Raw genomic sequence first — 23,490 nt, forward strand, 5'->3', positions numbered from 1 at the left:
CTGGAGGGGGCGAAACCGGTCCGGGTGAACCGGGTCAGGCGGGCTGGTGGGTGCGTCCGGCCAGTTTGGCGAGTGCCGCTGTGGCGCGTTCGCGGAATTCGGCGATTCGGCGGAGCTTGATTTCCTCGTACCCACGAATGGTCTCAGGTAGCGCGGCGATCTCGGCGACGGTGTCGGCGGTGTCCGGGGTCAGATGGGTGAACGCGTCCCGGACCAGTTTGCGGTATTCGGGGATGAGTTCCCGTTCGGTACGGCGGAGCGCGGCGTAGCCGAAGACGTCGAGGGGGGTGCCGCGGAGCGCGCGGGCGGCCCGCAGGGTCCGGAAGGCGACCCCGGCCGACCGGCGGAGTTTGATCTTACGCTTCATGCCCATGGCGCGCAGGATCGGCGGGTGGAGCAGGACCGAGACCTTGGCGTCGGGCCCGAACTCCTCCTTGCGCCGGGCCTGCTCGACCGGGTCGAGGTGCAGCCGGGCCACCTCGTACTCGTCCTTGTACGCCATCAGCTTGTGCAGCCCCTTGGCGTAGGCGACGGCGATCCGGGTGCCGTCTTCGTCTCCCGCGCGCTTCACGGCGAGGGCGGCGGCACACCGTACGTCTTCGGCGTAGCGGTTGGCGTAGGCCGGGTTCTGGTACTCGGAGAGGTCGGCGACGCGGGTGGCGAGCACGTCGCGCAGCGTCTCCTCGGTCGCGGCCGCCGAGCCGCCGGCCTGCGTCGCGGGCACGGTGGGGCGGGCGAGGGCGGCGTGTACGGCCGCGTGGTCCACCACGGCGGCGCGTCCCCACCGGAACGCGGCGAGGTTGGTCTGGACGGCGGCGCCGTTGAGCCGGATGGCGGCTTCCACGGATTCGGCGCCGATCGGCAGGCAGCCGTGCTGGTACGCGGCGCCGACAAGCAGCATGTTGGCGGGCATGTGGTCGTCGAAGAGCGCTTCGGCGAGGCCTTGGGCGTCGAGGTAGAGCTTGTCGGCTCCGGGGCTCTGCGCCTCGATCCGCCGGATCGCGTCGTCGGGGGTGCCGGGTGCGGCGATCCGGCCGGTCACCATGGCGGCGGTCGGCACCAGCGCGGTGTTGACCACGACGACGGCGTTTTCGGCGGCGAGGGCGGCCAGGTTGGCGTCGGCGGCGGCGCCGAGCAGGTCGAAGCCGAGCAGCACGTCGGTGGTGCCCCGTACGGCCTTCAGCGAGCCGATCACCGGGTCGGGGGAGATGCGGACGTCGCTGACGACGGGGCCGCCCTTCTGCGCCAGGCCGGTCTGCTCCAGCCCGGCCGCGTGCAGTCCGTCCAGGTACGCGGCCATCTGCAGGATCTGGGAGACGGTGACGACGCCGGTGCCGCCGATGCCGGGCATCCGCAGCAGCACCTGCCGGCCGGTGTACCGGGAGACCGGTTCGGGGAGTTCCACCGGCAGGGCCGGGGGTTCGCGCCGCCGCCGGGTGCCGGGTTCGACGAGGAGGAAGGACGGGCAGTCGCCTTTCAGGCAGCTGAAGTCGGAGTTGCAGGACGCCTGGTGGATGCGGGTCTTCCGCCCGTATTCGGTCTCCACCGGCTGGACGGAGAGGCACGTCGACACGTCCCCGCAGTCTCCGCAGCCTTCGCAGACCCGCTCGTTGATCACGACCTTTTCGGCGGGGGTGGGGAGTTTGCCGCGCTTGCGGAGTCGGCGCTCCTCCGCGGCGCAGCGGTCGTCGTGGATCAGCACCGTCACCCCGTCCACGGCGGCGAGATCCGCCGCCGCCTCCGCGAGCTCGTCGCGGTGCCGTACGGACACGGTCGGCGCAAGCCGTACACCGCGGTACGTCTCCGGCTCGGCGGTGGTGATCACGATCCGCCGTACCCCCTCGACGGTGAGCAGGCGGGTCACCTCCGTGACGTCCAGGCGGCCCTCGGCCTTCTGGCCGCCGGTCATGGCCACGGCGTCGTTGTAGAGCAGCTTGTAGGTCATGGTGACCCCGGCGGCGACCGCGGCGCGGATGGCCAGGGAACCCGAGTGGTGGAAGGTGCCGTCCCCGAGGTTCTGCACGAAGTGCCGGTCGTCGGTGAACGGCGCCAGCCCGATCCACTGCGCGCCCTCCCCGCCCATCTGGGTGATCCCGAGCCGGGTCCCGCGCCCCGCCCCGTCCAGCGCGATCATGGCGTGGCAGCCGATGCCCACCCCGACGAGGGTGTCGTCCGGGGCGCGGGTGGAGGCGTTGTGCGGGCATCCGGAGCAGAAGTACGGCGTCCGCGCGGCCACCATCGGCAGCGCGCGGCGGGCGGCCCGGGCCGGTTTGGCGGCGAGCAGCGCGACGGCCTGCCGGGGGAGCCGGTCGGTCCCGATTCGCCCGGCGAGCGCCCGTGCCACGTCCTCGGCGCCGAGGGTGCTCCGGGCGGTGAGCAGCTCGCGGCCGTCCTCGTCCCGGCGGCCGACGACCAAGGGGGCGTGGCCGCTTCGGTAGAGCGCCTCCTTGAGGCCGCCCTCCAGGAACGGGACCTTGTCCTCGACCACGAGGACCTGGTCGAGGTCGCCGGTCATCGACACGAGCTCGCCGTGGTCGAGCGGGAACGGCATGCCGAGCCGGATGAGCCGGATCCCGAGCTCCTCCAGCGCGGTCTCGTCGATTCCGAGGTCGGCCAGGGCGCGCAGGACGACGGCGTGGGCCGTCCCGGAGGCGAGGACGCCGAGGGTGGCGCGGCTCGCGCCGAAGGTGATCCGGTTGAGCCCGTTGGCGCGGGCGTAGGCCCTGGCGAGGTCGAGTCTGCGGGTGAGCATGTCGTGCTCGGAGTCGAGGGCCGCCGGGCCCACCAGGAGCGGCGAGGGGCCCCGCCCGTCCCGCACCGGGAGCGGGATTCCGTCGCGGAGCGGACCGAGGTCGACCACCGCGGAGGCGTCCGCGATGTCCGCGACGATCTTCAGGCCGGCCCAGAGGCCGCTCGCCCGGGAGAGGGCGACCGCGTGCAGCCCGAACTCGATGATCTCGGCGATGGAGCCGGGGGCGAGCAGCGGCATGGACAGGCTCTGGCACATCGGCTCACAGGAGCTGGGTACGGTCGAGGACTTGCAGCCCGGGTCGTCCCCGATCCAGGCGACGGCCCCGCCGAGTTCGGCCGTACCGGCCATGCTGGAGTGCCGGATGGCGTCCGCGGCCCGGTCCAGGCCGGGGTTCTTGCCGTACCAGAAACCGGTCACCCCGTCGTGCCGCCGCCCGGGCGCCTGGCCCAGCAGTTGCGTGCCGGCGACCGCGGTGGCGGCGAGTTCCTCGTTGAGCCCGGGGCGGAAGACCACGCCCGCCGGGTCGAGGAAGCGGGCCGCGCGGCCCAGCTCCAGGTCGACCCCGCCGAGGGGCGACCCCGGGTAGCCGCTGACGAAGACCCGGGTGTCCAGTCCGCGTGCGGTGTCCAGGCGGCGCTGTTCCAAGGTCAGCCGGACCAGGGCCTGGATGCCTGAGATGAGGACCCGGCCTTCGTCGGAGGTGTACTTGTCGTCGAGTGACACCGCGGCGGGGTGGGCGCTCACGAGAGCCTCCTCGGCTTTGCATCCTGTGGTGGGTGGCCCAAGCACAGCAACGGCCTAAGGTGGTGAGCAAGTATCTGGCGCCAGAAAGCGACAAAGACGCAAATAGTTTGCGACATATGCTGCTAGCGGTCGTATTGTTTGCGGAGTCCTGAGGAGTTTTCGATGGTCGAGATCGACGATATCGATCATCGGGTGCTGGAGCTGCTGCGGGAGGACGGGCGCCGGACGTTCTCCGAGATGGCGGAGCGGGTCGGGCTCTCGGTGGCGGCGGTCAAACGCCGGGTGGATCGGCTGCGGGAGCTCGGCGTGATCACCGGGTTCACCGCCCGGATCGACTACGCCAAGCTCGGCTGGGGCATCGAGGCGTTCACCGAGTTGCGGTACGCCGGCTCGACCCCGGTCAGCGAGATCGTCCGGACCGCCACCGGGGCGCCGGAGGTGCAGGCGGTCTTCACCATCGCCGGCGACCCCGACGCGCTGATCCACATCCGGGTCCGGGACCTCGACCACCTGCAGCAGGTGATCGACGGCCTGCGGCGGACCGGAAACGTCACCGGCACCAAGACCCTGCTGGTGATGGGCTCGTGGACCCGGGAGGCGGGGGTCGCGCTCCGCGGGCGGTCGGCGGAGGCCCGCGGCCGTACCCGGCGCTGACCGGGTCGTCGGCGGTCTCGCGGCTTGACTGTGACGTAGCGTCATAGTTCAGGATCGAGCCATGAGGATCAGCGACCTCGCCGAGGCCGCGGAGACGACACCGCGAGCGGTCCGGCACTACCACCGACTTGGCCTGCTGCCCGAACCGGTGCGGTTCGCCAACGGCTACCGGGACTACGGCCTGGAGCATCTGCTCCGGCTGATGCGGATCCGCTGGCTGGCCGCCGCGGGAGTCCCGCTGGGGGCGATCGCCGGCATCCTCGCCGAACAGGGGTCCTCCGGCGACACCAAGGACGACGTCATCGCCGATCTCGACGCTCTGCTTGTACGTGCCCGGTCGGAGCTGGCCAAGGTCACCGAGCAACTGGCACGCCTGGAGAACCTGAGGGACTCCTACGCCAGTGGGGGGATCGTCTCGCCGTTGCCGCCGGAGATGGCCAGGGCACTCCAGAACCTCCACGACGAGGTGGATGACGACCGGGTCCGGTCCGTGATCAGGCATGAGCGGGAGATGATCGAGCTTATGGCGTTGCGGGGCAGAGTGCCCGGTGTCTTCGCCGATCTCTACGTCCATCTGAAGGATGACGAGCGTGGGCAGGTCATGGACTTCTTTCACCGGTTCGCCGCGCTCGCGGGCAGGCCGGTCCGTCTTGCGACGAAAGAGATCGACGAGCTTGTCGCCACGTTGGCGAACTCTCCGGTGCTTCAGTCGCTGGCGTCTTCCGTCGACTTCTCCGCCGCGGCGGGGGACCCGGATTGGGGCCGGTTCTCGGTGGATGTTCTCTTTCCGGATCCGGCGCAGCGGGAGGTGGCACTGCGGGTCGCAGCGGCGTTCGCGGTGGAGACCCCGGCAGAAGGTGAGGGGCGGTGAAGACGGCGGTGTCGCATCGGATCCTGCTGCCGATCACCGTGGCCGTGATCCTCGTCGACCTCGTCCTCCTGCGGATGGAGGTGATCACGTGGAGTGTCGCCGTCGCCCTGTTCTTCGGGATGGAGCTACCGCTTGGACTGTTCGTCCTCTTCCTGGTGTTCCGCCAGGTTCGTCAGGGGCGGGTGGACGGGCACGGGTGGCGGCGAATCGGTGACGAGGTGGGCGGGTCCAATCCGATGATCCGGCTGGTCGTCTCCGAACTCGTCACCCTGCACAGTGCCTGGCTGCTGATTCGCCGCCGACGCCACGGTGTCGGCGCAGATGTGCGGGGCTTCGGTTACGTCAAGGGCTCGATGACGGTGCCGATGCTGCTCGTCGTCGCCGTGCTGATCGAGGCGGCCCTCATGCACTTCCTGATCCCCTGGGCGTGGCTCTCAGCCGTCCTGCTCCTGCTCTCGGTGTACACACTCGTCCTGATCTTCGGTTTGATCGCCCGGCAGATCGTCCACCCGCACCTCCTCGATTCCCGGACCCTCACCCTCAGATCGGGGGATCACGTGGTGGCATGCGTCGACGTCTCCCTGATCGGTGAGGTGACGTCGCTCAAACGGGCGCAGCACACCTGGGTCGCCGAGGAGGACGGGCATCTGCACCTGGCGTCCTCGGAGGGCAGCAACCTGGACATCCGGCTCACCCAGCCGGTCGAGGCGGTCCTTCCCGCGTACTTCGCGCGGAACTGCCGACGGGTCGTCGCCGATCGGCTCAGCCTGTACCTGGAGGATCCCACGGCGTTGCGGCAGGCGCTCGCCGAGCCGGCGACGGCTGAGTGACGGCCCTCTCCCCTGCGGTGCAGGGAGCCCGTGACGCTGGGGCGAGCGGCCACGGGGTGCGGAGCGGACCGGCTGGTCCCGTACCAGCCCAAATCCCGTAATTTCCCAGCTCAAAGGTACTTGTGGACGATCACCGAATGGTGTTCGGTGTCGGATAACATCCGGATCGCCTGGAGGTATCGGGTGCCCCCCGTCGAGTCAGCGCTTCGCATCCTTGTATCGGTGGATATGGAAGGTGTCGCGGGGATCGTTCATGCCACGGAGACCAACCCGGAGGGACACGACTACGCGCGGGGGCGGCGGCTGATGACCGCGGAGGCGAACGCCGTCGTCGCCGGGGTGCTCGCCGCGGCACCGGGCGCCCGGGTCACCGTGGCCGACTCGCACGGCCCGTTCCGCAACATCCACCCCGAGGAGCTGGACCCCCGTGCCCGGCTGATCCGGGGCAAACCCCGGGCGCTCGGCATGCTCGCCGGGGTGCGGGACGGCTGCGACGGGGTGATCTTCGTCGGCTACCACGGCCGGGCGGGCGGGCCCGGGGTACTCGCCCACACGATCAACGACACGGTGCTCGACGTCCGGGTGGACGGCCGCCCGTTCGGTGAGATCGGGCTCAACGCCGCCCTGGCCGGGGCGTACGGGGTTCCGGTGCTGATGCTCGGCGGAGACGACGTGGCCTGCGCCGAGTTCGCCGAGCTGGTCCCGGAAGGGGTGGCCGTGGCCACGAAACGGGCGCTTGGCCAAAGCGCCGCCGAGTCCCTTCACCCGGACGAGGCGTGCGGGCTGCTGCGACGGAACGCGGAACTGGCCGTCAGAGTGCGCGACCGGGTGGCGCCGGTCCCGAGCGCCGGGCCGGTTCAGGTGGAGATCGACCTGTTCCGTCCCGCCTCGGTGGAGCTGGCGCTGCTCATCCCCGGAGTATCCCGAGGTACGGGGGCACGAACGGTGACCTACACCTCGCCCGACTTCGCCGAGGCCTACCGGATCGTCCAGCTGGTGGCGCACCTGGGGCGGACCACGCCATGATTCCGGTGTGGAGGGGCGCATGGGAGAGACGGTGGCATTCGGGCGGATGTCCACACCGCTGGGGGAGATGCTGATCGGCGTCACCGAGGACGGGGTGGTGAGCACCGGCTGGGGAGACCCGGACCGGCTGCGGGCCAGAGCCCTCGACTCGCTCGGACTCCCCGAGGCCGACGACCCGGCGCGGACCGCCCCCGTGCTGACGGAGCTCGCCGCCTACTACGCGGGCGAGCTGAAGATCTTCGGCGTTCCGCTGGACTGGCGGCTCTTCACCCCGATACAGCACCGAGTGCTCGGCACCCTCTACGAGCGCGTCGCCTACGGCAAGGCGGTGACGTACGGCGAACTCGCCGCGATGAGCGGGACCGGGGTTCCGGCGCGGGCGATCGGCTCGATCATGGGCGCCAATCCGATCCCGGTCATCGTGCCCTGCCATCGGGTGGTGGCCGGGAACGGCCTCGGCGGGTTCAGCGGGGGCGAGGGAGTGGCGGGCAAGCGCCGGCTGCTCACCCTGGAGGGCTACCTGCAGCCCACCCTCGACTGGGACGAGCCCATCGGCCTGACCTGATCGGGTCCCGGACGGGTGCCGCCCGCCGGGTCTCTCGCCTGAAACCGGGTAAGCAGGCGATCTGGCGACCGGCTGATAACGCGACGTCGCCCAGCTTGGAGATCAAGCTGGGCGACGGTTGCGCAGTGGTCATCAGGAGCCCTGGGGTACACCTCCGCTTCCATGGCCTCGATGGAGATGGTCGTGACCGGGGTGTCCCAGTCGCCGTTGACATTGGTGACGACCATGTGTCTGCCGTCCCGGGTGCCCATCGCGTAGATCCAGGAGCCGTGGATCCTGCCGCCGTCGGCGGCATGTCGCGGCTAGCGGCTGCCGGCGAGGCGGTGGAGCAGGATGTCGCCGTGGCCGACGTGGGCGCGGAGCTTGACGCTGTCGGCGGTGTCCACCGTGGCGACCAGGGCGCCGGAATCGATCAGCTCCTCGGCGGAGCCGGCGGCCCGCTCGGCGCCGAGCTCCCGTGCGGCGGCCCGGGCCCGGTCGGGCCGGGAACCCGCCACCGCCACGAGCCTGGCGCCGGCCAGCCGGGCCGCTCGGGCGTGCACCGTACCCATGAAGCCGGTACCGACGACGCCCACCCGGATCGGCGGGTCGGTATCTGATGATTTCCGACCGATGTCCTCCATATTTTTGGATGTTAGGGATCACTTATGGCGATGGTCAAGCAAAAGTTCGCCGATTGGTGTCATAATCGAGGGCAGAGAGAGGAGACGTGATTGACTGAGCGCATGCGTGAGCCGAGCGGCCAGACGGTCGGCGCGGGTGCCCTGCTGACCATCCTCCGGCACGGCCAGGCGCGTACCCGGGCTGAGTTGGTGCAGTTGACAGGCCTGGCCCGATCCACCGTGTCGCAGCGACTGGACGCGCTGCTCGACCAGCGGTGGATCGTCCCGGCGGAGGAGGCGATCTCCTCCGGGGGGCGGCCCGCGATCGCGTTCGCCTTCAATAGGAACGCCCGGCTCGTCCTGGCCGCCGATCTCGGCGCCACGCACGCCCGGCTCGCCGTCACGGACCTGGCGTCCACCGTTCTTGTCGAGCGTGCGTTCGATCTGGCGATCGATCGCGGGCCGGAGGAGACCCTCGGCTGGCTCGTCGCCACCTTCCGGGAGATGCTGGCGGAGATCGGCCACTCGGTCGCCGAGGTGTGCGGGGTCGGTCTCGGCCTCCCCGGCCCCGTCGAGCACGCCTCCGGGCGCCCGGTCAACCCGCCGATCATGCCCGGTTGGGACGCCTTTCCGGTGCCCGACTGGCTCGGCGCCCGGCTCGGCGCCCCGGTCCTCGTCGACAACGACGTCAACATCATGGCCCTCGGCGAGCACTGGGCCGTCCGTCCCGAGACCGACCACCTCATCTTCGTCAAGGTCGGCACGGGGATCGGCTGCGGCATCATCACCGAACGGCACCTGCACCGGGGGGCGCAAGGCGCCGCGGGGGACATCGGGCACATCCGGGTCACCTCCGCCGACGACGTGGTCTGCCGGTGCGGCAACGTCGGCTGCCTGGAGGCCGTGGCCGGGGGCGCCGCGATGGCCGTACGGCTCCGCCAGGCCGGCGAGACGGCCGAGAACAGCAGGGACGTGGTCCGGCTCGTGCGGGCCGGCAACACCCAGGCGGTCCAGCTCATCAGGCAGGCGGGCCGGGAGATCGGCGACGTGCTGGCGTCGATCGTCAACTTCTTCAACCCCGGTGTGATCGTCATCGGCGGGGACGTCGCCGAGGCCGGGGAGCACATCCTCGCCGGCGTCCGTGAGGTGATCTACAGCCGTTCGCTGCCGCTCGCCACCCAGCACCTGGGCATCCGGGCGAGCGTCCTCGGGGACCGGGCCGGGGTCGTCGGCGCGGCCGTCATGGTGATCGAGCACGTTCTCGCCCCCGAGGCGGTCGACCTCTCGGTGGCGGGCTGAAGTCCGAGCGTGGCTATCCCGGGGCCGCGCCGGGCGCTGTGATCAGATTGTCACCTGGGACAACGCCCTTCGTGGAACAATCAAGGGCCGTTAAACGTCGAGTCAATTTAGGACTGCTGACTGCCGTTATATGGAATAGGCTGATCACAGAGCCTGTGGAGGAGCGATGGAGAGCAAAAATCCGGTATTCAGCCGACGGGGTTCGGCGGGCAAGCAGGCCTGGTCGACACCGACCCCCGGGCAGCTTCAGGAGATGTACGACACGCCGTCGTACGCCCCGGTTGCCGCCGGGCGGACGATGACGATTGACGACGTCGTCATCCGCGGCTTCCTCACCCTGGGCACCCTCGTCGCGTCGGCCGCCGTAGCCTGGTGGCTCGACTTGGGCCTCGGCGTCGCCATCGGCGCGATGATCGTCGGTGTCATCCTCGGCCTGATCGTCTCGTTCAAGCAGAGCACCAACCCGGTGTTGATTCTGGGTTACGCACTGAGCTACGGCGTCGTCGTCGGTGTGGTCAGCAACATTTTCAACGATCTCTACAACGGCATCGTGATGCAGGCCGTGCTCGGCACCGCGTTCGCCTTCGCCGGCACGCTCGCCGCTTACACCCTCCGGGTCGTCCGGGTCACGCCCAAGTTCGTCCGCTTCGTGGTCGCCGCGAGCATCGCCGCACTCGGCCTGGTCCTTGTCAACCTCCTGGTCGGCCTCACCAACGAAGGTGTCGGGTTCGGCCTGCGCACCGACAGCTGGCTCGGCTGGGTCTTCAGCGCGGCCATGATCCTGCTCGGCTGCTTCTTCCTCCTTCTCGACTTCGCGATGATCGAGGACGGTGTCCGCGAGGGGGCTCCCGAGAAGTTCGCCTGGCTCTGCGCCTTCGGCCTCACGGTGAGCCTGGTCTGGATCTACCTTGAGGTGCTCCGCCTGCTCAGCTACTTCAGCAGTAGCGACTAGTGAGATTCTTGCCAAAACCCTCCACAAACGTGGGGGGTTTTTGCATGAGTAGGGGGGACTACGGGTATCCATGGCGCAAGCCGTACATTGCGCTATGGGCCGTCCGCATCGCGTCACAGGGCTAGGCGTCAGGGTCTTGTCTTGTGCGAGGTCCTGATGCAGTCTCAAGCGCAAGAGGAGCTCACCCGTGGAGGTGCCCATGTCCTTGAACCACTCACCGGAGACGCATAGCAAGCTCATCGCTCGTGTTCCCACCATCACCGGACGCGAACTCCCAGAGTGGTTCCAAGCAATCGAGAACGGCCCTGCTTTTCTCCGCTGTGAGGAGAGAGCCAACTGGCTCGCGGACGAGCACGGGCTGACCCACGGCTACGCATCGGCGATCGTGCACGAGCACGTTCGGCGTCGCCGTATTCGCCTGAACTCCCTGTAGCGGGGTTCATCGGACTTCGATCTCGGCGTTCGCGTGTGGCTGCGCGGACGCCGAGCCTTGTTCATCGGGTTGGATGGGTCGTGCAAGACTCGATGATGAGGAGTGGTCCATGGATCTCGACCAGGCTCGGGAGTTCATCCGGAACAACCATCGTGCGGTGATGCTCACCTGGCACGCCGACGGGCGCCCGCAGATGTCGCCGGTGACGGTGGGTCTGGACGGGAAGGGCCGGATGGTGGTGAGCAGCCGGGAGACGGCGGTGAAGGTCCGCAACGTCCTGCGGGATCCCCGGGTGGCCGTCTGTGTGCAGAGCGACGCGTTCTTCGGTCCGTGGATCCAGATCGAGGGCACCGCTGAGATCGTGTACCTGCCGGAGGCGATGGAGATCCTGGTGGACTACTACCGGGACATCTCCGGCGAGCACCCGGACTGGGCGGACTACCGCAAGGTGATGGTGGAGGACCGGCGGGTCATCATGCGGATCGAGCTGACCCGCGCCGGTCCGGACGTTCACGGCTGACCGGGACCGGGTGCCCGGACGTCCGGGCACCCGGTTCGGATCAGCTCAGCCGCTCCAGGATCATCGCCATGCCCTGGCCGCCGCCCACGCACATGGTCTCCAGGCCGATCGCCTTGTCGTGGAAGTTCAGGCTGTTGATCAGGGTTCCGGTGATCCTCGCACCCGTCATGCCGAACGGGTGTCCCACCGCGATGGCGCCGCCGTTGACGTTGAGCCGGTCGAGGTCGATTCCGAGGTCCCGGTAGGAGGGGATGACCTGCGCCGCGAACGCCTCGTTGATCTCCACCAGGTCCACGTCGTCGATCGACATCCCGGCTCGGGCCAGCGCCTGCCGGGACGCCTCGACCGGCCCGAGGCCCATGATCTCGGGGGAGAGGGCGGAGACACCGGTCGCGACGACGCGGGCGAGCGGGGTGATGCCCAGCTCGGCCGCCTTGACGTCGCTCATGACGATCACGGCGGCGGCGCCGTCGTTGAGCGGGCAGCAGTTGCCCGCGGTCACCGTGCCGTCGGGGCGGAAGACCGGCCCCAGCCGGGCGACGGCCTCGTAGGTGGTGCCGGCGCGCGGCCCGTCGTCGGCGGAGACCACCGCCCCCCAGGGGAGCGTCACCGGGGTGATCTCGCGCTCCCAGAAGCCGGCGGCGATGGCCTTCTCCGCGAGGTTCTGCGAACGTACCCCGAACTCGTCCTGGTCCCGGCGGGTCACGCCCTTGACGGAGGCGAGGTTCTCCGCGGTCTGCCCCATGGCGATGTAGACGTCGGGGATCAGGTTGTCCGCACGCGGGTCGTGCCACACCCCGGCTCCGCCTTCCGCGCTCTTGGCGGTACGGGCGGTCGCCTCGGTGAAGAGCGGGTTCTGGGTGCCGGGCCAGGAGTCGGAGCTTCCGGTGGCGAACCGGGAGACGCATTCGACCCCGGCGGACACGAAGACGTCCCCCTCGCCGGCCTTGATCGCGTGGAACGCCATCCGGGTGGTCTGGAGGGAGGACGCGCAGTACCGGGTGACGGTCGCGCCGGGGACCCCGTCGAGCCCGAGCATGACCGCCACCACCCGGGCGAGGTTGAACCCCTGCTCGCCGCCCGGCAGGCCGCATCCGAGCAGGAGGTCTTCGATGTCGGCCGGGTTGAGCTGCGGAACCTTGTCCAGGGCGGCGCGGATGATCTGGACGGTGAGGTCGTCGGCGCGGATGTCCTTGAGGGATCCTTTGACCGCGCGTCCGATCGGTGACCGCGCGGTCGCGACGATGACTGCTTCGGGCATGTGGCTCTCCGTTCTCCCCGGTGCGGCGGGATCGGCCGGGGTTTGAGCGCTGGCTCCTGCTAGCACGTTACCCGCCGGTATCTCGCACGCGGCACGGGGGATACCGTTTGACCGATCGCTTGTGCAAGCACCGTCCCGGATCGGTGCGACCAACCGATCCGCCCGGTCGCACCGACCGCGGTGAGCCGGGTACGGGCTTTCGCCGGCCTCGCCCGTACCCGATGGCGACGTCAGGCCGGCTTGCGCCCGGTCCGACCCCGCCCCTTGACCGTCGGAACCTCCGGTACGGGCCGGCGCCGGGTCACCCGTACATGCCGGGGGAGGGGGCGGAGGCGTCCTTGATCGCATGGAGGCCGCCCTTCTCGTCCCGCCAGAGCCGCCACTCGCCGTCGCTGCCGGTGAACCACGCGGGCGGCGCGCCCCCGCCGGCGGTGCGCTTGCCGGTGGCGAGGTCGTACTCGCACAGGGCCGCGGGCGGATAGAAGCCGGGGCTCGCCCCGACGATCTGGAGCGGCTTGGGGTCGGTCACGCAGAACGACCAGCCCCGCTGATCCTTGACCGGGGCCGCCTGGCCGGAGGCGAGGTCGTAGGTGTTCCCGGCCGCGCCGTGCCGGAGGAACCCGAGCCGGTCCAGGTTGTGCGGGAACGCGAGCCACCAGCCGGTCTCGGCGGGGACCTGCTGGGCGGTGATCTGGCCGAGGACCCGGCCGGACCGGGCGTCGAGCCGGGCGAATCCGCCGTACTGTCCCTGCCGGTCGACGGGGCGCACGATCGGGGCGACGGCCGGGCTCCCGCTCGGGTAGACCCGGACCACCGCGGGCCGCATCCAGTTGATCCCGCCGTCGGCGAGCCGGGCGGAGAAGAGGCCGAAGGTGGAGACCCTCCTGGTCCGGGGGTTGGTGTACGGGGCGATGTAGCCGATGAGGTCGTCCCCCACCGCGCCGAAGGCCCAGCCTCCGGCGAGGTTGACCCCCGCCCCGACGGCCTGCTCCACCGGCAGCCGCCAGATCGTCTTGCCGTCGGTGAGCCGGTGCGCCGCCAGGACCGGGTGCTTGGCGAGGCGGAACACCACGACCCGGGTGGGGTCCGCCCACTGGACCTCGGCGATTCCGGGGAGCCGCCACAGGGCCTTTCCGGTCAGCGGGTCGAGGGCGACGAACCGGGCCGCGGACAGGGCGGTGTGCTCGGAGAGGCACAGCAGGGCGCCGCAGCGCTGCGGGCCGAAGGTGGAGTGCACCGGGCGGCTCCACAGCCGGCGTCCGGTCCTCGCCTCGCGCGTGATCAGCATCGCCCGCCATTTGCCCTGTTTGATCGGCTCCACGGCGGAGACGATCGTCTGGCCCTTGCTCTCAAGGACGGCGGGCGCCTGCACACCCATCCCGGGGAGCCGGCCGGCCATGCCCGCGGGGGCGGTCCACAGCCGCTTTCCGGTGGCGGTCTCCAGCGCCACCGTCTCCAGGGCGCCGTCGGGGCGCATCGAGGTGGCCGCGGTGACCCCGCCTGCGCCGTACGTCTTGCTGACCAGGTTGACTTCGCTGTTCTGCCAGGTGGGAACGGGTTTGGTCGTCACAGCGCCCGCCGAGCAGCCGGTGACGGCGAGCGCGGTGAGGGCGAGGACGGTTGCACGAGGCCGGATCACGATGATTCGCCACATCCTTATGAGGGTCCGGGGGGAGCGCCCGGCCTGGCCGGTCGCGGTTCGCTGCTCTCCGTGGCGATTCGGGCGCGAAGGGTGGTCGGATCCGGGCGTGCGTCACGCCCCGCGCGGCATGACCTCCGGGTCGTCCTGGTCGACCGGACCCTCGGCGCCTCGCCCGCGGCGCAACAGCATGGCCCACCTGCCTCGCGGGCCGATCGCTCGGCCGCCGAGGCGGGTGGCGGCCACCTCCGAGCCGGGTTCCTTCGCGGCCTCGCTCGCCGCGAGGTACAGCGGAAGTACACCTTCGCCGCGTTCCGGGTCCGGCTGGGTGTCAGACTCCGGCCATAGCCCGAGTGCGGCGCATACAGACGGTAGCACCACGTAAGCGGCCTGTAGGTAGCCTCGGGCAGATGGGTGGAATCGATCGGGTCCGAACATTTCGCGGGGGTACGTCCGGAATTCTGGGCCCAGCAGGTCGGCGAAGGCGACCGTACGGCCGCCGGCCTCCACCACCGCCATGGTCTGCGCGGCGGCGAGCGCCCTGCTCCACCGCCGGGTGAGCCAGCGGAGCGGCTGGGCGATCGGCTCGACCGTGCTGAGATCGGGACAGGTGCCCACCACGACCTCGACGCCGCCGTCGCGCAGGCGCCGTACGGCCTGACGGAGCCCGGACACCGCCAGAGGCGTTTTCTGCTGGGTCGTCACGTCGTTCGCCCCGATGAAGATGACGGCGATCTCCGGCCGGGCCCGCAACGCCAGGTCGACCTGCTCCGCGAGGTCGGCGGAGACCGACCCGGATTTGGCGACGTTCGTCAGGTGGACCGGGCGTTCCGCCACCGCGGCGAGGCCGTGCGCGATCCGCACCGCCGGGGTGTTGGACGCGTCGATCATGCCGAGTCCCACCGCGAGGGAGTCCCCGAGCATCGCCAGCCGGATCGGCTCGGCGTTCCCGGGGGTGCTGTAGACGGTGCCGTAGACTCCATCCGCATAGGGTCCGTCGAGACCGTGGGGGCTGCCGACCGTCTTGCGGGCCAGGACCGCCTCGGCGAGAAGGAGACCGTAGGTGGCCAGACCGAGCAGGGTGAGTCCGCCCCCGCCGTAGGCCGCCGCGGTGGCGATCCGCCTGAATGGTCCTGTCCCTGTCACCTCGCGACTCGCCCCCGTAGCGTCTCCGATAGGGATACGTTGAGTGATGGAAGTAACCGAGTTCTACCCATCCATAAGGGCTCGGTTAGGGGCTAAGGCTGACAAAGCTCTAGCAAAAATAAGGCGGTTGTTTCAGTGCGCGTATATGACTCGTTGATCGAGCTGATGGGCGACACCCCGCTGGTCCGGCTCCGCAGAGTAACCGCGGGGCTCTCCCCGCAGGTGCTCGCCAAAGTGGAGTATTTCAACCCAGGTGGCTCGGTGAAGGACCGCATCGCCCTGCGCATGATCGATGCGGCGGAGCGCTCCGGCGAACTCCGGCCCGGTGGGACGATCGTGGAGCCGACCTCCGGAAACACCGGGGTCGGGCTCGCCATCGTGGCGCAGGAACGCGGCTACCACTGCGTCTTCGTCGTGCCCGACAAGGTGGCGGCGGACAAGGTCTCGGTGTTGCGGGCCTACGGCGCCGATGTGGTGGTCTGCCCGACGGCGGTCTCGCCCGACCACCCCGACTCCTACTACAGCGTCTCCGACCGGCTCGCCCGGGAGATCGACGGAGCCTGGAAGCCCGACCAGTACTCCAACCCGGAGAACCCCGCCTCGCACTACCACTCGACCGGCCCGGAGATCTGGGAGCAGACCGAGGGACGGATCACCCACTTCGTCGCGGGCATCGGCACCGGGGGCACGATCAGCGGCACCGGCCGCTACCTCAAGGAGGTCAGCGGGGGCCGGGTCCAGATCATCGGCGCCGACCCGGTGGGCTCGGTCTACTCCGGGGGCACCGGCCGGCCGTACCTGGTGGAGGGGGTTGGCGAGGACATCTGGCCCGCCACCTACGACACCACGGTCTGCGACCGGATCGTCGCCGTCGCCGACAAGGACTCCTTCGGCATGACCCGCAGGCTCGCGCGGGAGGAGGCCCTGCTCGTCGGCGGCTCCTGCGGGATGGCGGTGGTGGCGGCGCTGGAGGTCGCGGCCACGGCCGGCCCCGAGGACGTGGTCGTGGTGCTGCTGCCCGACGGCGGGCGCGGCTACCTTTCGAAGATCTTCAACGACGAGTGGATGTCCGACTACGGCTTCCTCACCGCCTCCTCGGAGGAGGGGCACGTGGGCGACGTGCTGGCCCGCAAGGGCGCGACCCTGCCGGAGTTCGTGCACGCCCACCCGTACGAGAGCGTGAGCCAGGCGGTCGCCATCATGCGCGAGTACAACGTCTCCCAGCTCCCGGTGATGAAGGAGGAGCCGCCGGTCATGGCGGCCGAGGTGATCGGATCCATCGTCGAGCGCGACCTGCTTGAGCTGCTCTACCGGGGCAAGGTGTCGCCGGACGAGCCGCTTGAGGGACATATGTCCGCACCGCTGCCCATGATCGGTTCCGGTGAGCCGGTGAGCCGGGCGGTGGAGGCGCTGGAGAAGGCCGACGCCGCCGTCGTCCTCTTCGACGGGAAGCCGGCGGGCGTGATCACCCGGCAGGACCTCATCGCCTTCCTGGCGGCGCCGTCCCGCGCCTGAGCTAGCCGACGGGTCGTAGCGGGAAGAAGGCGCAGACTTCCCAGACCCCGGTGCCGTTCGGGCCCGCGCTGAGGACGCCGCCGAGCGCTTCGACCCGCTCGGCCATGCCCACCAGGCCGAAGCCGCCGCCGAGCCGGGAGACCTTGTGCGGCACCGCCGAGCCGTAGTTGCACACACGCAGCCGTAGCCCGTGGTCGACGAGGCGGAGATCGGCCTCGACCCAGGTGGCGGTGTGCGCGTGCCGCCGGACGTTGGTCAAGGACTCCTGCAGCACCCGATGGAGTGTGGTCAGCACCTCGGGGGCGAGATCCGCCTCCGAGATGCCGGGTCCCACGTCGAAGGCGACCAGGGGTCCGGTGGCGGCGAACCGCTCGACCAGGATCCGCAGGTCGGCGAGGCTGGTGCCCGGCCGGCGCGCCGCCTCGTCCTCGGAGCGCAGGACCCCGACCAGCCGCCGCATGGCGGTCAGCGCCTCACCCCCGGCCCCGGCGATCGCGTCCAGCGCGGGAAGCGTCGCCTCCGGCCGCTGCTCGGCGACGACCCTGGCGGCCTGCGCCTGGACCACGATCCCGGTGATGTGGTGAGCGACCAGGTCGTGGAGCTCCCGGGCGAGTTCCAGGCGTTCGGCCCGGCGCACCGCCTCCACCGAGTCGAGCCGTCGCTCCTCGTGATAGCGCTGGTAGGCGCCGATCGCCGCGGCGACGACCCAGGCGACGAAGACGACGAAACCGAGGACGATGTCGTAATTGTCGGCAACGCGGACCCCGACGGCGGCGAGCAGCGCGGCGGCGGTGGCGATGATCATGATGACGGCGTTGCGCAGCGGGTAGACGACGCGGGCCACCGTGATCGTCATGATCAACAGGGCGCCGGTCTCGCCGAGGCAGGGGTAGCCGCGGTTGACCAGGAAGGCGGAGACCAGGATCGACACGGCGACGGCGACCCAGGTCGCCGCGACGGGGTACCTACGCCGGTAGAGGACCGCGACGACCCCGACCACACTGCCGAGCAGGCCGTTCAGCTGGTTCTCACTCGTGCTGACGGCGACGGCGAGGTCGACGAACGTCAGCAGGCAGAGCCAGCCGATCAAGGCGATGTTCGCCAGCCGTCTGACCCAAAGAGTGAATTTTTGCCATTCCGCCACGATTAATCAGACTAAGCCGACCGGCCGATTACCTGGATCGACCTTTCGGCCGAGGTCGGCCCGGCGGAGTGGACGTTCTGTCGAGGCGCCGAGCCGCCCCCGGCGGCGATTCTGGAGATATGTGAACCACATGGATCACCTCTGATCGCTTTTGGGGGAACGATGAACATTCTGGGAATCGCACTGCTGGTGGCCGGAGTCGTGGTGGTCTTCGCCTGTGCCCTTGCCGAGCCCGAGATCATTTCGCGGCTGGGCCGTCAGCCGGCCGACGACAGCCGCGGCCGGCGCAGCACGCCCGAGGCGCCGGAGGCGGCGGGGCCGGTGTCCCTCCACGGCCTGGTACCCCCGGCCAGGCGGGCGCGGACCGATCGGCCGGAGAGGGCGACGAGTGCCGGAACGAGCAGGGTGGTGACCACGGCGGTCGGCAGGAACACCCCGGCCGCGACCGCGAGGCCGTAGCCCTCGAACGCCGGCACGCCGGCCGCGAGCGAGACCGCCGCGACCGTGGTGAGCAGCAGGCCGGCGACCACCGGCCCGGCGGTGTACCGTACGGCGAGCGCGGAGGCCGTGCGCTGCTCCAGCCCCGCCCCGACCCCTTCCCGCACCCGCGTCACCATCAGGACGGTCCAGCCCACGCCGACCGCGGCGGAGAGGATGAGAACCACCGCGGGGAGCGGCCAGGGCAGGGTCAGGCCCCCGATCAACGAGGTCACCCCGAGTGACGCCCCCGCCCCAAGCAGGACCGCCGCCCCGGTGAGGAGCGCCACGACCATGCCGCGCAGGATGAACCCGAGGGTGAGCAGCACGAGCAGCGCGACGAGCGGCAGCAGCGTGGTGAGATCGTCTCCCGTCGCCGTACGCAGCTCCGCCAGCCGTACCGCGGTCCCGTCCACCACGGCCTCCGTGCCGTCGGGGGCCGCCCGGGCCGCCTCGACCCGGATCGGGCCGTTGATCAGATCGAGGACGTCGGTGCCCGGGCGCGGGGCGAGCCGGAGCTCGATCCGGTCGCCGCTCGGCACGATCTCCCCGACACCGTCGATCAGGCGGAGCCGGGCCGCGAACCCCGTCAGCTCCGCACCGGTCGGCACGGCCCCGTCCGCTCCGCGGAGCGAGGCGTGCAGGGTGGTGGATCCGGCGTCGTAGTCGGCGTGGGTGACCAACGCCGGCGCGCCGAGCCCGGCCAGGAGGACCGCGGAGGCCAGCGCCACCGTCACGGGCCGGGCGGCGACCTGGTTGCTCAGCCGGGTGGCGGCCGGCCTGCGTCCGCCGCGGCGCCAGGGCTTGGCCGGCCAGAAGACGGCGGTGCCGAGGTGGTGGAGGGCGAGGGGGAGCACGGTCAGGCACACCAGGCTGAGCAGGGCGACGCCCACCGCCAGGGCGACGCCCAAGGCGGCGAGCGCCGGGGTGTTGGCGAGGGCGAGCGCACCGGAGCCGACGACCAGCACGATCTCCGTGCCGACCAGGGACGTCCGGGCCCGCCTGATCGCCTCGCCGGCCGCCCGGGCCCGGTCGTCGCCGATTCGCAGCCGCTCCCGGAAGCGGGACAGGAGGGTGAGGACGTGGCCGCACGCCAGGCTGAGCAGGACCGCGGCGAGCACGGTGCGCATGTTCTGGTCGAGGTGGACCAGGGCGACGGACACGTACCAGGCCGGAGCCGCGAGGGCGACGGGTAGCAGAGCGGCGAGCGGGCCGCGCAGGATGAGGAGAGCTGCGGCGGCCACCGCGACGACTATGATCTCCACTCTCCGCACGCTAGGTGGTGAGCTGCGGGAAAACATCGGCCATATGGGCATATCGCGGCTACTTCAAAAGACGGGTCTCCTCCTTCCGGAGTCGTAGATCGCACGGGGACCACGTCGGTTCGGCGGGTCGATCCACGGGTAGCCTCGAAGCTATGACCGATGGGTTCGAAACGCTTGCCATTCACGCGGGCCAGGAGGCGGACGCGCGTACCGGCGCCGTCGTGCCGCCGATCTACGCGACGTCCACCTACAAGCAGGACGGCGTCGGCGGTCGGCGATCAGGATATGAGTACAGCCGCACCGCCAACCCTACCCGGACGGCGCTGGAGGAGTGCCTCGCCGCGCTGGAGGACGGGACGCGCGCCTTCGCCTTCGCCTCGGGGATGGCCGCGGAGGACACGTTGCTCCGGACGGTCTGCGGGCCGGGCGACCACGTGGTGATCCCGAACGACGCCTACGGCGGGACGTACCGGCTCTTCGCCAAGGTGTACGGGCGGTGGGGCCTGGACTGGGACGCGGCCCCGCTCACCTCGGTCGAGGCGGTCCGTGCCGCGATCCGGCCGGGGACGACCAAGGCCGTCTGGGTGGAGACCCCGACCAATCCGCTCCTTTCGGTGGCCGACATCGGCGCCCTGGCGGGGGTCGCCCACGACGCGGGGGCGCTCCTGATCGTCGACAACACCTTCGCCACCCCCTACCTGCAGCAGCCGCTCGCCCTCGGCGCGGACGTGGTCGTCCACTCGACGACCAAGTACGCGGGCGGGCACTCCGACGTGGTCGGGGGCGCGCTGGTCGTGGCCGACGCCGAGCTGGGGGAGCGGATCGCCTTCCACCAGAACGCGATGGGCGCCGTGGCGGGGCCGTTCGACGCCTGGCTGACGCTCCGCGGCCTGAAGACCCTCGCCGTCCGGATGGACCGGCACTGCGACAACGCCGAGCGGGTGGCCGAGCTGCTGGTACGGCATCCGCGGGTTGTGGAGGTGTTCTACCCGGGGCTGCCCGGCCATCCGGGCCACGAGGCGGCGAGCAAGCAGATGCGACGCTACGGGGGAATGGTGTCGTTCCGCGTCGAGGGCGGGGAGCAGGCCGCGCTGCGGGTCTGCGATCGAACCCGGCTCTTCACCCTCGCCGAGTCGCTCGGCGGGGTCGAGTCCTTGATCGAGCACCCGGGCCGGATGACCCACGCCTCGGTGGCGGGTTCCGCGCTGGAGGTCCCGGCCGATCTGGTCCGGCTCTCGGTGGGCATCGAGTCGGCGGACGACCTGCTTGAGGATCTCCGGCAGGCGCTGGGCTGATCGAGGGGATGCCGCCCCGGCGCCGGGGCGGCATCCGTCAGAACCAGATCATCAGCACCAAAATGATCAGTAGGAGCAGGCTGAACACGCCCGAGAGCGCGGCGATCCGGCCGACCTGCACCTGTGCGTCGCCCTTGCCGCCGGAGAGCGCGGCGATCGCCGCCTTCTGGTCTCGGAGGATGAGCAGCCAGATGATCGCGGCCACGATGAACAGCGTCATCGAGGCCGAGAGGTACGGCTTGCCGAGCTCGCTCCGGCCGAGCAGCAGCCCGAAGAGGAAGACGCCGAGCGAGAGGACACCGAAGATCCGCGTCGTCCGGTTGAGGTAGCGCAACACGTTGACGTCGCGGGCGCGGATGTAACGCGGCGTGGCCATGGTGACCGCGGCGACCGGCCCGAGGGCGAAGATCGCGAACGCGATGTGCAGCCAGAGGAAGAGATTGTCGAGGAACGACATGGAATGACCTTAGCGGTTCGCCGTCCCGGTCGGCGGGCAGCCCCGTCGCCGGGGTCAGCCCGCGTGTCGGCGGGTCGCCCGGCGTGACCGGAGGAAGTCGTTCACCACGTACTCGCCGAGCCGGTCGGCCGATGGTGCGAAGACCCGCCCCCCGTTCCGCCGTGCCACCTCGTCCACGAAATCGCGCAGCCGCTCGTCCTCGGCGAGCATGAAGACGTTGATCGTCGCCCGCCGCCGGGTCATCTTGTCCACCTCGGCCAGGGTGAGCTCCAGCGTCTCGGGCGCGGGCGGGTAGTCGAAGATCGGGCGCCCGTCGCGGTGCAGGCGCGCGGTGGGCTCACCGTCGGTCACGACCAGCACCACCGGCTCGAAGGCGGGATGGCGGTCCAGGTGCCGTCCCGCGATCAGCAGGGCGTGGTGCAGGTTGGTGCCCTGGACCATGTCCCAGTCAAGGGAGGCCAGCTCGCCCGGCTGGAGTACCCGCGCGTAGTTGGAGAACCCGATGATCTGCAGCGCGTCCTGCGGGAACTTCTGCGCCACCAGCGCCGCGAGCGCCAGCGCCGTCTGCTTGGCCACGGCCCAGGTGCCGCGGATCGCCATCGAGTACGACAGGTCGACCAGGAGGCAGACGGCGGCGGCCGAGCGCTGTTCGGTCTCGGCCACCTCGAAGTCGTCCACCCGCAGGGTGATCGGCCCCGGCCGCTGCGCCGCGTTGAGGACGGTACGGACGACGTCGATCGGCTGCTCGTCGGCGAACCGCCACGGCCGGGTCGCCCCGGTGAGCTCGCCCGCGGCGCCCGCGTCCGGCTGGTCGTGCTCCCCGGGCCGCCCGGCGGCCATGGCGGTGAAGACCCGCCGGAGCGCGGTCTGCCCGATCCGCCGTACGGCCTTGGGCGTCAGCTCCAGCTTGCCCCGCTGCCGCCGGAGATAGCCCTGCCGCTCCAGCTCCCGCTCGATCCGCTTCAGCGCGGCCAGGTCGTCGACGGCCTGGCGTCCGAAGGCCCGCCGGACGGCCGTCTCGTCCACATCGTCCAGGCGGGCGCCCGGATAGTCCTGGAGCAGGGCGTTCTCCAGCTCGGCCAGGTCGGCCAGCTCCTCCAGCACGGTGGTCGCGTCGGCAATGCCGAGCGCCTGGTCACCGGAGACCCGGTCGCCGGCCGTCCAGGCCAGGTCGGGACGGCGGGCCCGCAGCGCCTGACCGAGCAGGCGCATCTGCTCGGTGAGCCCCGCCTGGGCGAGCGTCTGATCGATCAGCCGCTCCAGTTCGGTCCGCTGCTCCGGCGTCATCCCGGCGAGCATGCGCTCGGACGCGGCGGCCCGCCTGGCGAGGGAGTTGACGAGCTCCTCCAGCGTCTCGGGCCGGTCCTTGAACAGGTCGCCGTGCTCGCGCATGAAGGCGTCGAAGTCGGTCTGGGTGTGCTCCCCCCGCTCGTCCCGGCGGAGCATCTCGTTGAGGTCGACGGTCATCCGCCGGACCCGGCGCAGCACCGCCGGGTCGGGGTAGGCCAGCGCGTCCCGCATCCCGCGGAACTGCGTCTCCAACACTTCGCCGCGGAGCAGGTCGCGCAGCTCGTCGAAGGTCCGCCGCGCGGCGGGGGACAGCCAGTCGTAGCCGGAGAGCCGGATCACCGCCGCGGCGGTGTCCTCGGGCAGGGTGTCGAGCTCGGTCCGGCGCAGGGTGAGGCCGGGGCCGGGGCCGGTGCGGGAGTGCGACTCCTCGATCGCGGCGCGCTCCTGCCCGACCGCGCGGTCCAGAAGCTCCCTCACCCGCTCCAGGGTGCCGCCGAGCCGGCCCTGCTCACGCAGTTCGCGTCTGCGGCGCCGTACCGACTTCAGCAGGTCGTCGAGGCCCCGCTGCCGGGGCGCGCCGCCGGTGGCGGGCAGGCCGCGGCGCAGCAGGTCCCGCAGCGCCTCCAGGGGGCCGGAGCCGGTGAGCATCGCGTCGCTCATCTCGTCGAGCGCGGCTCTGATGTCGTACGGCGGAGCCAGCGGGTCCGGGCCGTCGTGGTACTCCCCGTAGCGGTATCCGCTCATGTCCGTCTC

General features: G+C 70.8%; 20 protein-coding genes. 11 read left to right on the forward strand and 9 right to left on the reverse strand.

The genetic code is table 11. The features are described from left to right. Window positions 1-34: 34 nt before the first annotated feature. Window positions 35-3,496: an indolepyruvate ferredoxin oxidoreductase family protein gene (locus tag RUR_RS14010; RefSeq protein WP_283135447.1), complete on the reverse strand. Its 3,462-nt coding sequence runs from the start codon at window positions 3,494-3,496 to the stop codon at window positions 35-37. 162 nt (window positions 3,497-3,658) lie between these two features. Here RUR_RS14010 and RUR_RS14015 point away from each other — a divergent pair, with 162 nt between their 5' ends. From RUR_RS14015 to RUR_RS14035, 5 genes are all read left to right on the forward strand, one after another. Further along, complete coding sequence (locus RUR_RS14015) at window positions 3,659-4,150, forward strand: Lrp/AsnC family transcriptional regulator (protein ID WP_283135448.1); 492 nt, start codon at window positions 3,659-3,661, stop codon at window positions 4,148-4,150. A 61-nt stretch (window positions 4,151-4,211) separates the two neighbouring features. After that, entirely contained in the window at window positions 4,212-5,021 is an 810-nt protein-coding gene (locus tag RUR_RS14020) for a MerR family transcriptional regulator (protein ID WP_283135449.1), read from the forward strand. Then, complete coding sequence (locus RUR_RS14025; RefSeq protein ID WP_283135450.1) at window positions 5,018-5,851, forward strand: hypothetical protein; 834 nt, start codon at window positions 5,018-5,020, stop codon at window positions 5,849-5,851. The genes RUR_RS14020 and RUR_RS14025 overlap by 4 nt, the downstream gene beginning before the upstream one ends. A 183-nt stretch (window positions 5,852-6,034) precedes the next feature. Next, window positions 6,035-6,877 (forward strand): M55 family metallopeptidase, encoded by an 843-nt coding sequence (locus RUR_RS14030; RefSeq protein ID WP_283135708.1) that lies wholly within the window; start codon window positions 6,035-6,037, stop codon window positions 6,875-6,877. 19 nt (window positions 6,878-6,896) lie between these two features. Beyond that, window positions 6,897-7,442: a methylated-DNA--[protein]-cysteine S-methyltransferase gene (locus tag RUR_RS14035; protein WP_283135451.1), complete on the forward strand. Its 546-nt coding sequence runs from the start codon at window positions 6,897-6,899 to the stop codon at window positions 7,440-7,442. A gap of 302 nt (window positions 7,443-7,744) precedes the next feature. On the opposite strand, the gene RUR_RS14040 is transcribed toward RUR_RS14035, so the two are convergent. After that, window positions 7,745-8,065, reverse strand: a complete 321-nt coding sequence (locus tag RUR_RS14040) for a Gfo/Idh/MocA family oxidoreductase (RefSeq protein ID WP_283135452.1) — start codon at window positions 8,063-8,065, stop codon at window positions 7,745-7,747. A gap of 102 nt (window positions 8,066-8,167) precedes the next feature. Between RUR_RS14040 and RUR_RS14045 the strand changes: the two genes are divergently transcribed. The 4 genes from RUR_RS14045 to RUR_RS14060 all read left to right on the forward strand — a co-directional run bounded on the left by RUR_RS14045 (window position 8,168) and on the right by RUR_RS14060 (window position 11,248). After that, complete coding sequence (locus RUR_RS14045; RefSeq protein ID WP_283135709.1) at window positions 8,168-9,343, forward strand: ROK family protein; 1,176 nt, start codon at window positions 8,168-8,170, stop codon at window positions 9,341-9,343. Window positions 9,344-9,509: 166 nt separating this feature from the next. After that, on the forward strand, window positions 9,510-10,295 hold the full coding sequence (locus RUR_RS14050; protein ID WP_283135453.1) for a Bax inhibitor-1/YccA family protein: 786 nt from the start codon (window positions 9,510-9,512) through the stop codon (window positions 10,293-10,295). Between the two features lie 199 nt (window positions 10,296-10,494). Further along, window positions 10,495-10,728 carry a DUF4287 domain-containing protein gene (locus RUR_RS14055; protein WP_283135710.1) on the forward strand — a complete coding sequence of 78 codons (234 nt, stop codon included), beginning with the start codon at window positions 10,495-10,497 and terminating at the stop codon, window positions 10,726-10,728. 109 nt (window positions 10,729-10,837) lie between these two features. Continuing rightward, window positions 10,838-11,248, forward strand: coding sequence for a PPOX class F420-dependent oxidoreductase (locus RUR_RS14060; RefSeq protein ID WP_283135454.1), 411 nt, complete (start codon window positions 10,838-10,840; stop codon window positions 11,246-11,248). A 40-nt stretch (window positions 11,249-11,288) separates the two neighbouring features. Here RUR_RS14060 and RUR_RS14065 read toward each other — a convergent pair whose 3' ends face one another. From RUR_RS14065 to RUR_RS14075, 3 genes are all read right to left on the reverse strand, one after another. Beyond that, window positions 11,289-12,509, reverse strand: coding sequence for an acetyl-CoA C-acetyltransferase (locus tag RUR_RS14065; protein ID WP_283135455.1), 1,221 nt, complete (start codon window positions 12,507-12,509; stop codon window positions 11,289-11,291). A gap of 301 nt (window positions 12,510-12,810) precedes the next feature. After that, the gene (locus RUR_RS14070) at window positions 12,811-14,163 is read right to left on the reverse strand and encodes an outer membrane protein assembly factor BamB family protein (protein ID WP_283135456.1); all 1,353 of its coding nucleotides are present in this window, start codon (window positions 14,161-14,163) and stop codon (window positions 12,811-12,813) included. Between the two features lie 99 nt (window positions 14,164-14,262). After that, entirely contained in the window at window positions 14,263-15,294 is a 1,032-nt protein-coding gene (locus tag RUR_RS14075; RefSeq protein WP_283135457.1) for an SGNH/GDSL hydrolase family protein, read from the reverse strand. Between the two features lie 135 nt (window positions 15,295-15,429). Here RUR_RS14075 and RUR_RS14080 point away from each other — a divergent pair, with 135 nt between their 5' ends. Then, the gene (locus tag RUR_RS14080) at window positions 15,430-16,809 is read left to right on the forward strand and encodes a cystathionine beta-synthase (RefSeq protein WP_283135458.1); all 1,380 of its coding nucleotides are present in this window, start codon (window positions 15,430-15,432) and stop codon (window positions 16,807-16,809) included. Between the two features lies 1 nt (window position 16,810). Here the strand turns inward: RUR_RS14080 and RUR_RS14085 are convergent, their stop codons facing one another. After that, entirely contained in the window at window positions 16,811-17,953 is a 1,143-nt protein-coding gene (locus RUR_RS14085; protein ID WP_283135459.1) for a sensor histidine kinase, read from the reverse strand. A gap of 257 nt (window positions 17,954-18,210) precedes the next feature. Next, window positions 18,211-19,695, reverse strand: coding sequence for an MMPL family transporter (locus tag RUR_RS14090; protein WP_283135460.1), 1,485 nt, complete (start codon window positions 19,693-19,695; stop codon window positions 18,211-18,213). Window positions 19,696-19,847: 152 nt separating this feature from the next. Between RUR_RS14090 and RUR_RS14095 the strand changes: the two genes are divergently transcribed. Continuing rightward, entirely contained in the window at window positions 19,848-20,990 is a 1,143-nt protein-coding gene (locus RUR_RS14095; RefSeq protein ID WP_283135461.1) for a cystathionine gamma-synthase, read from the forward strand. 37 nt (window positions 20,991-21,027) lie between these two features. On the opposite strand, the gene RUR_RS14100 is transcribed toward RUR_RS14095, so the two are convergent. After that, window positions 21,028-21,447: a DUF2269 family protein gene (locus RUR_RS14100; RefSeq protein WP_283135462.1), complete on the reverse strand. Its 420-nt coding sequence runs from the start codon at window positions 21,445-21,447 to the stop codon at window positions 21,028-21,030. Between the two features lie 54 nt (window positions 21,448-21,501). Beyond that, window positions 21,502-23,481: a vWA domain-containing protein gene (locus tag RUR_RS14105; RefSeq protein ID WP_283135463.1), complete on the reverse strand. Its 1,980-nt coding sequence runs from the start codon at window positions 23,479-23,481 to the stop codon at window positions 21,502-21,504. Window positions 23,482-23,490: the final 9 nt, after the last annotated feature.

Origin of the sequence: Rhizohabitans arisaemae, from assembly GCF_025996515.1 — a bacterium.
In the GTDB taxonomy this organism is placed as follows: Bacteria; Actinomycetota; Actinomycetes; order Streptosporangiales; family Streptosporangiaceae; genus Rhizohabitans; species Rhizohabitans arisaemae.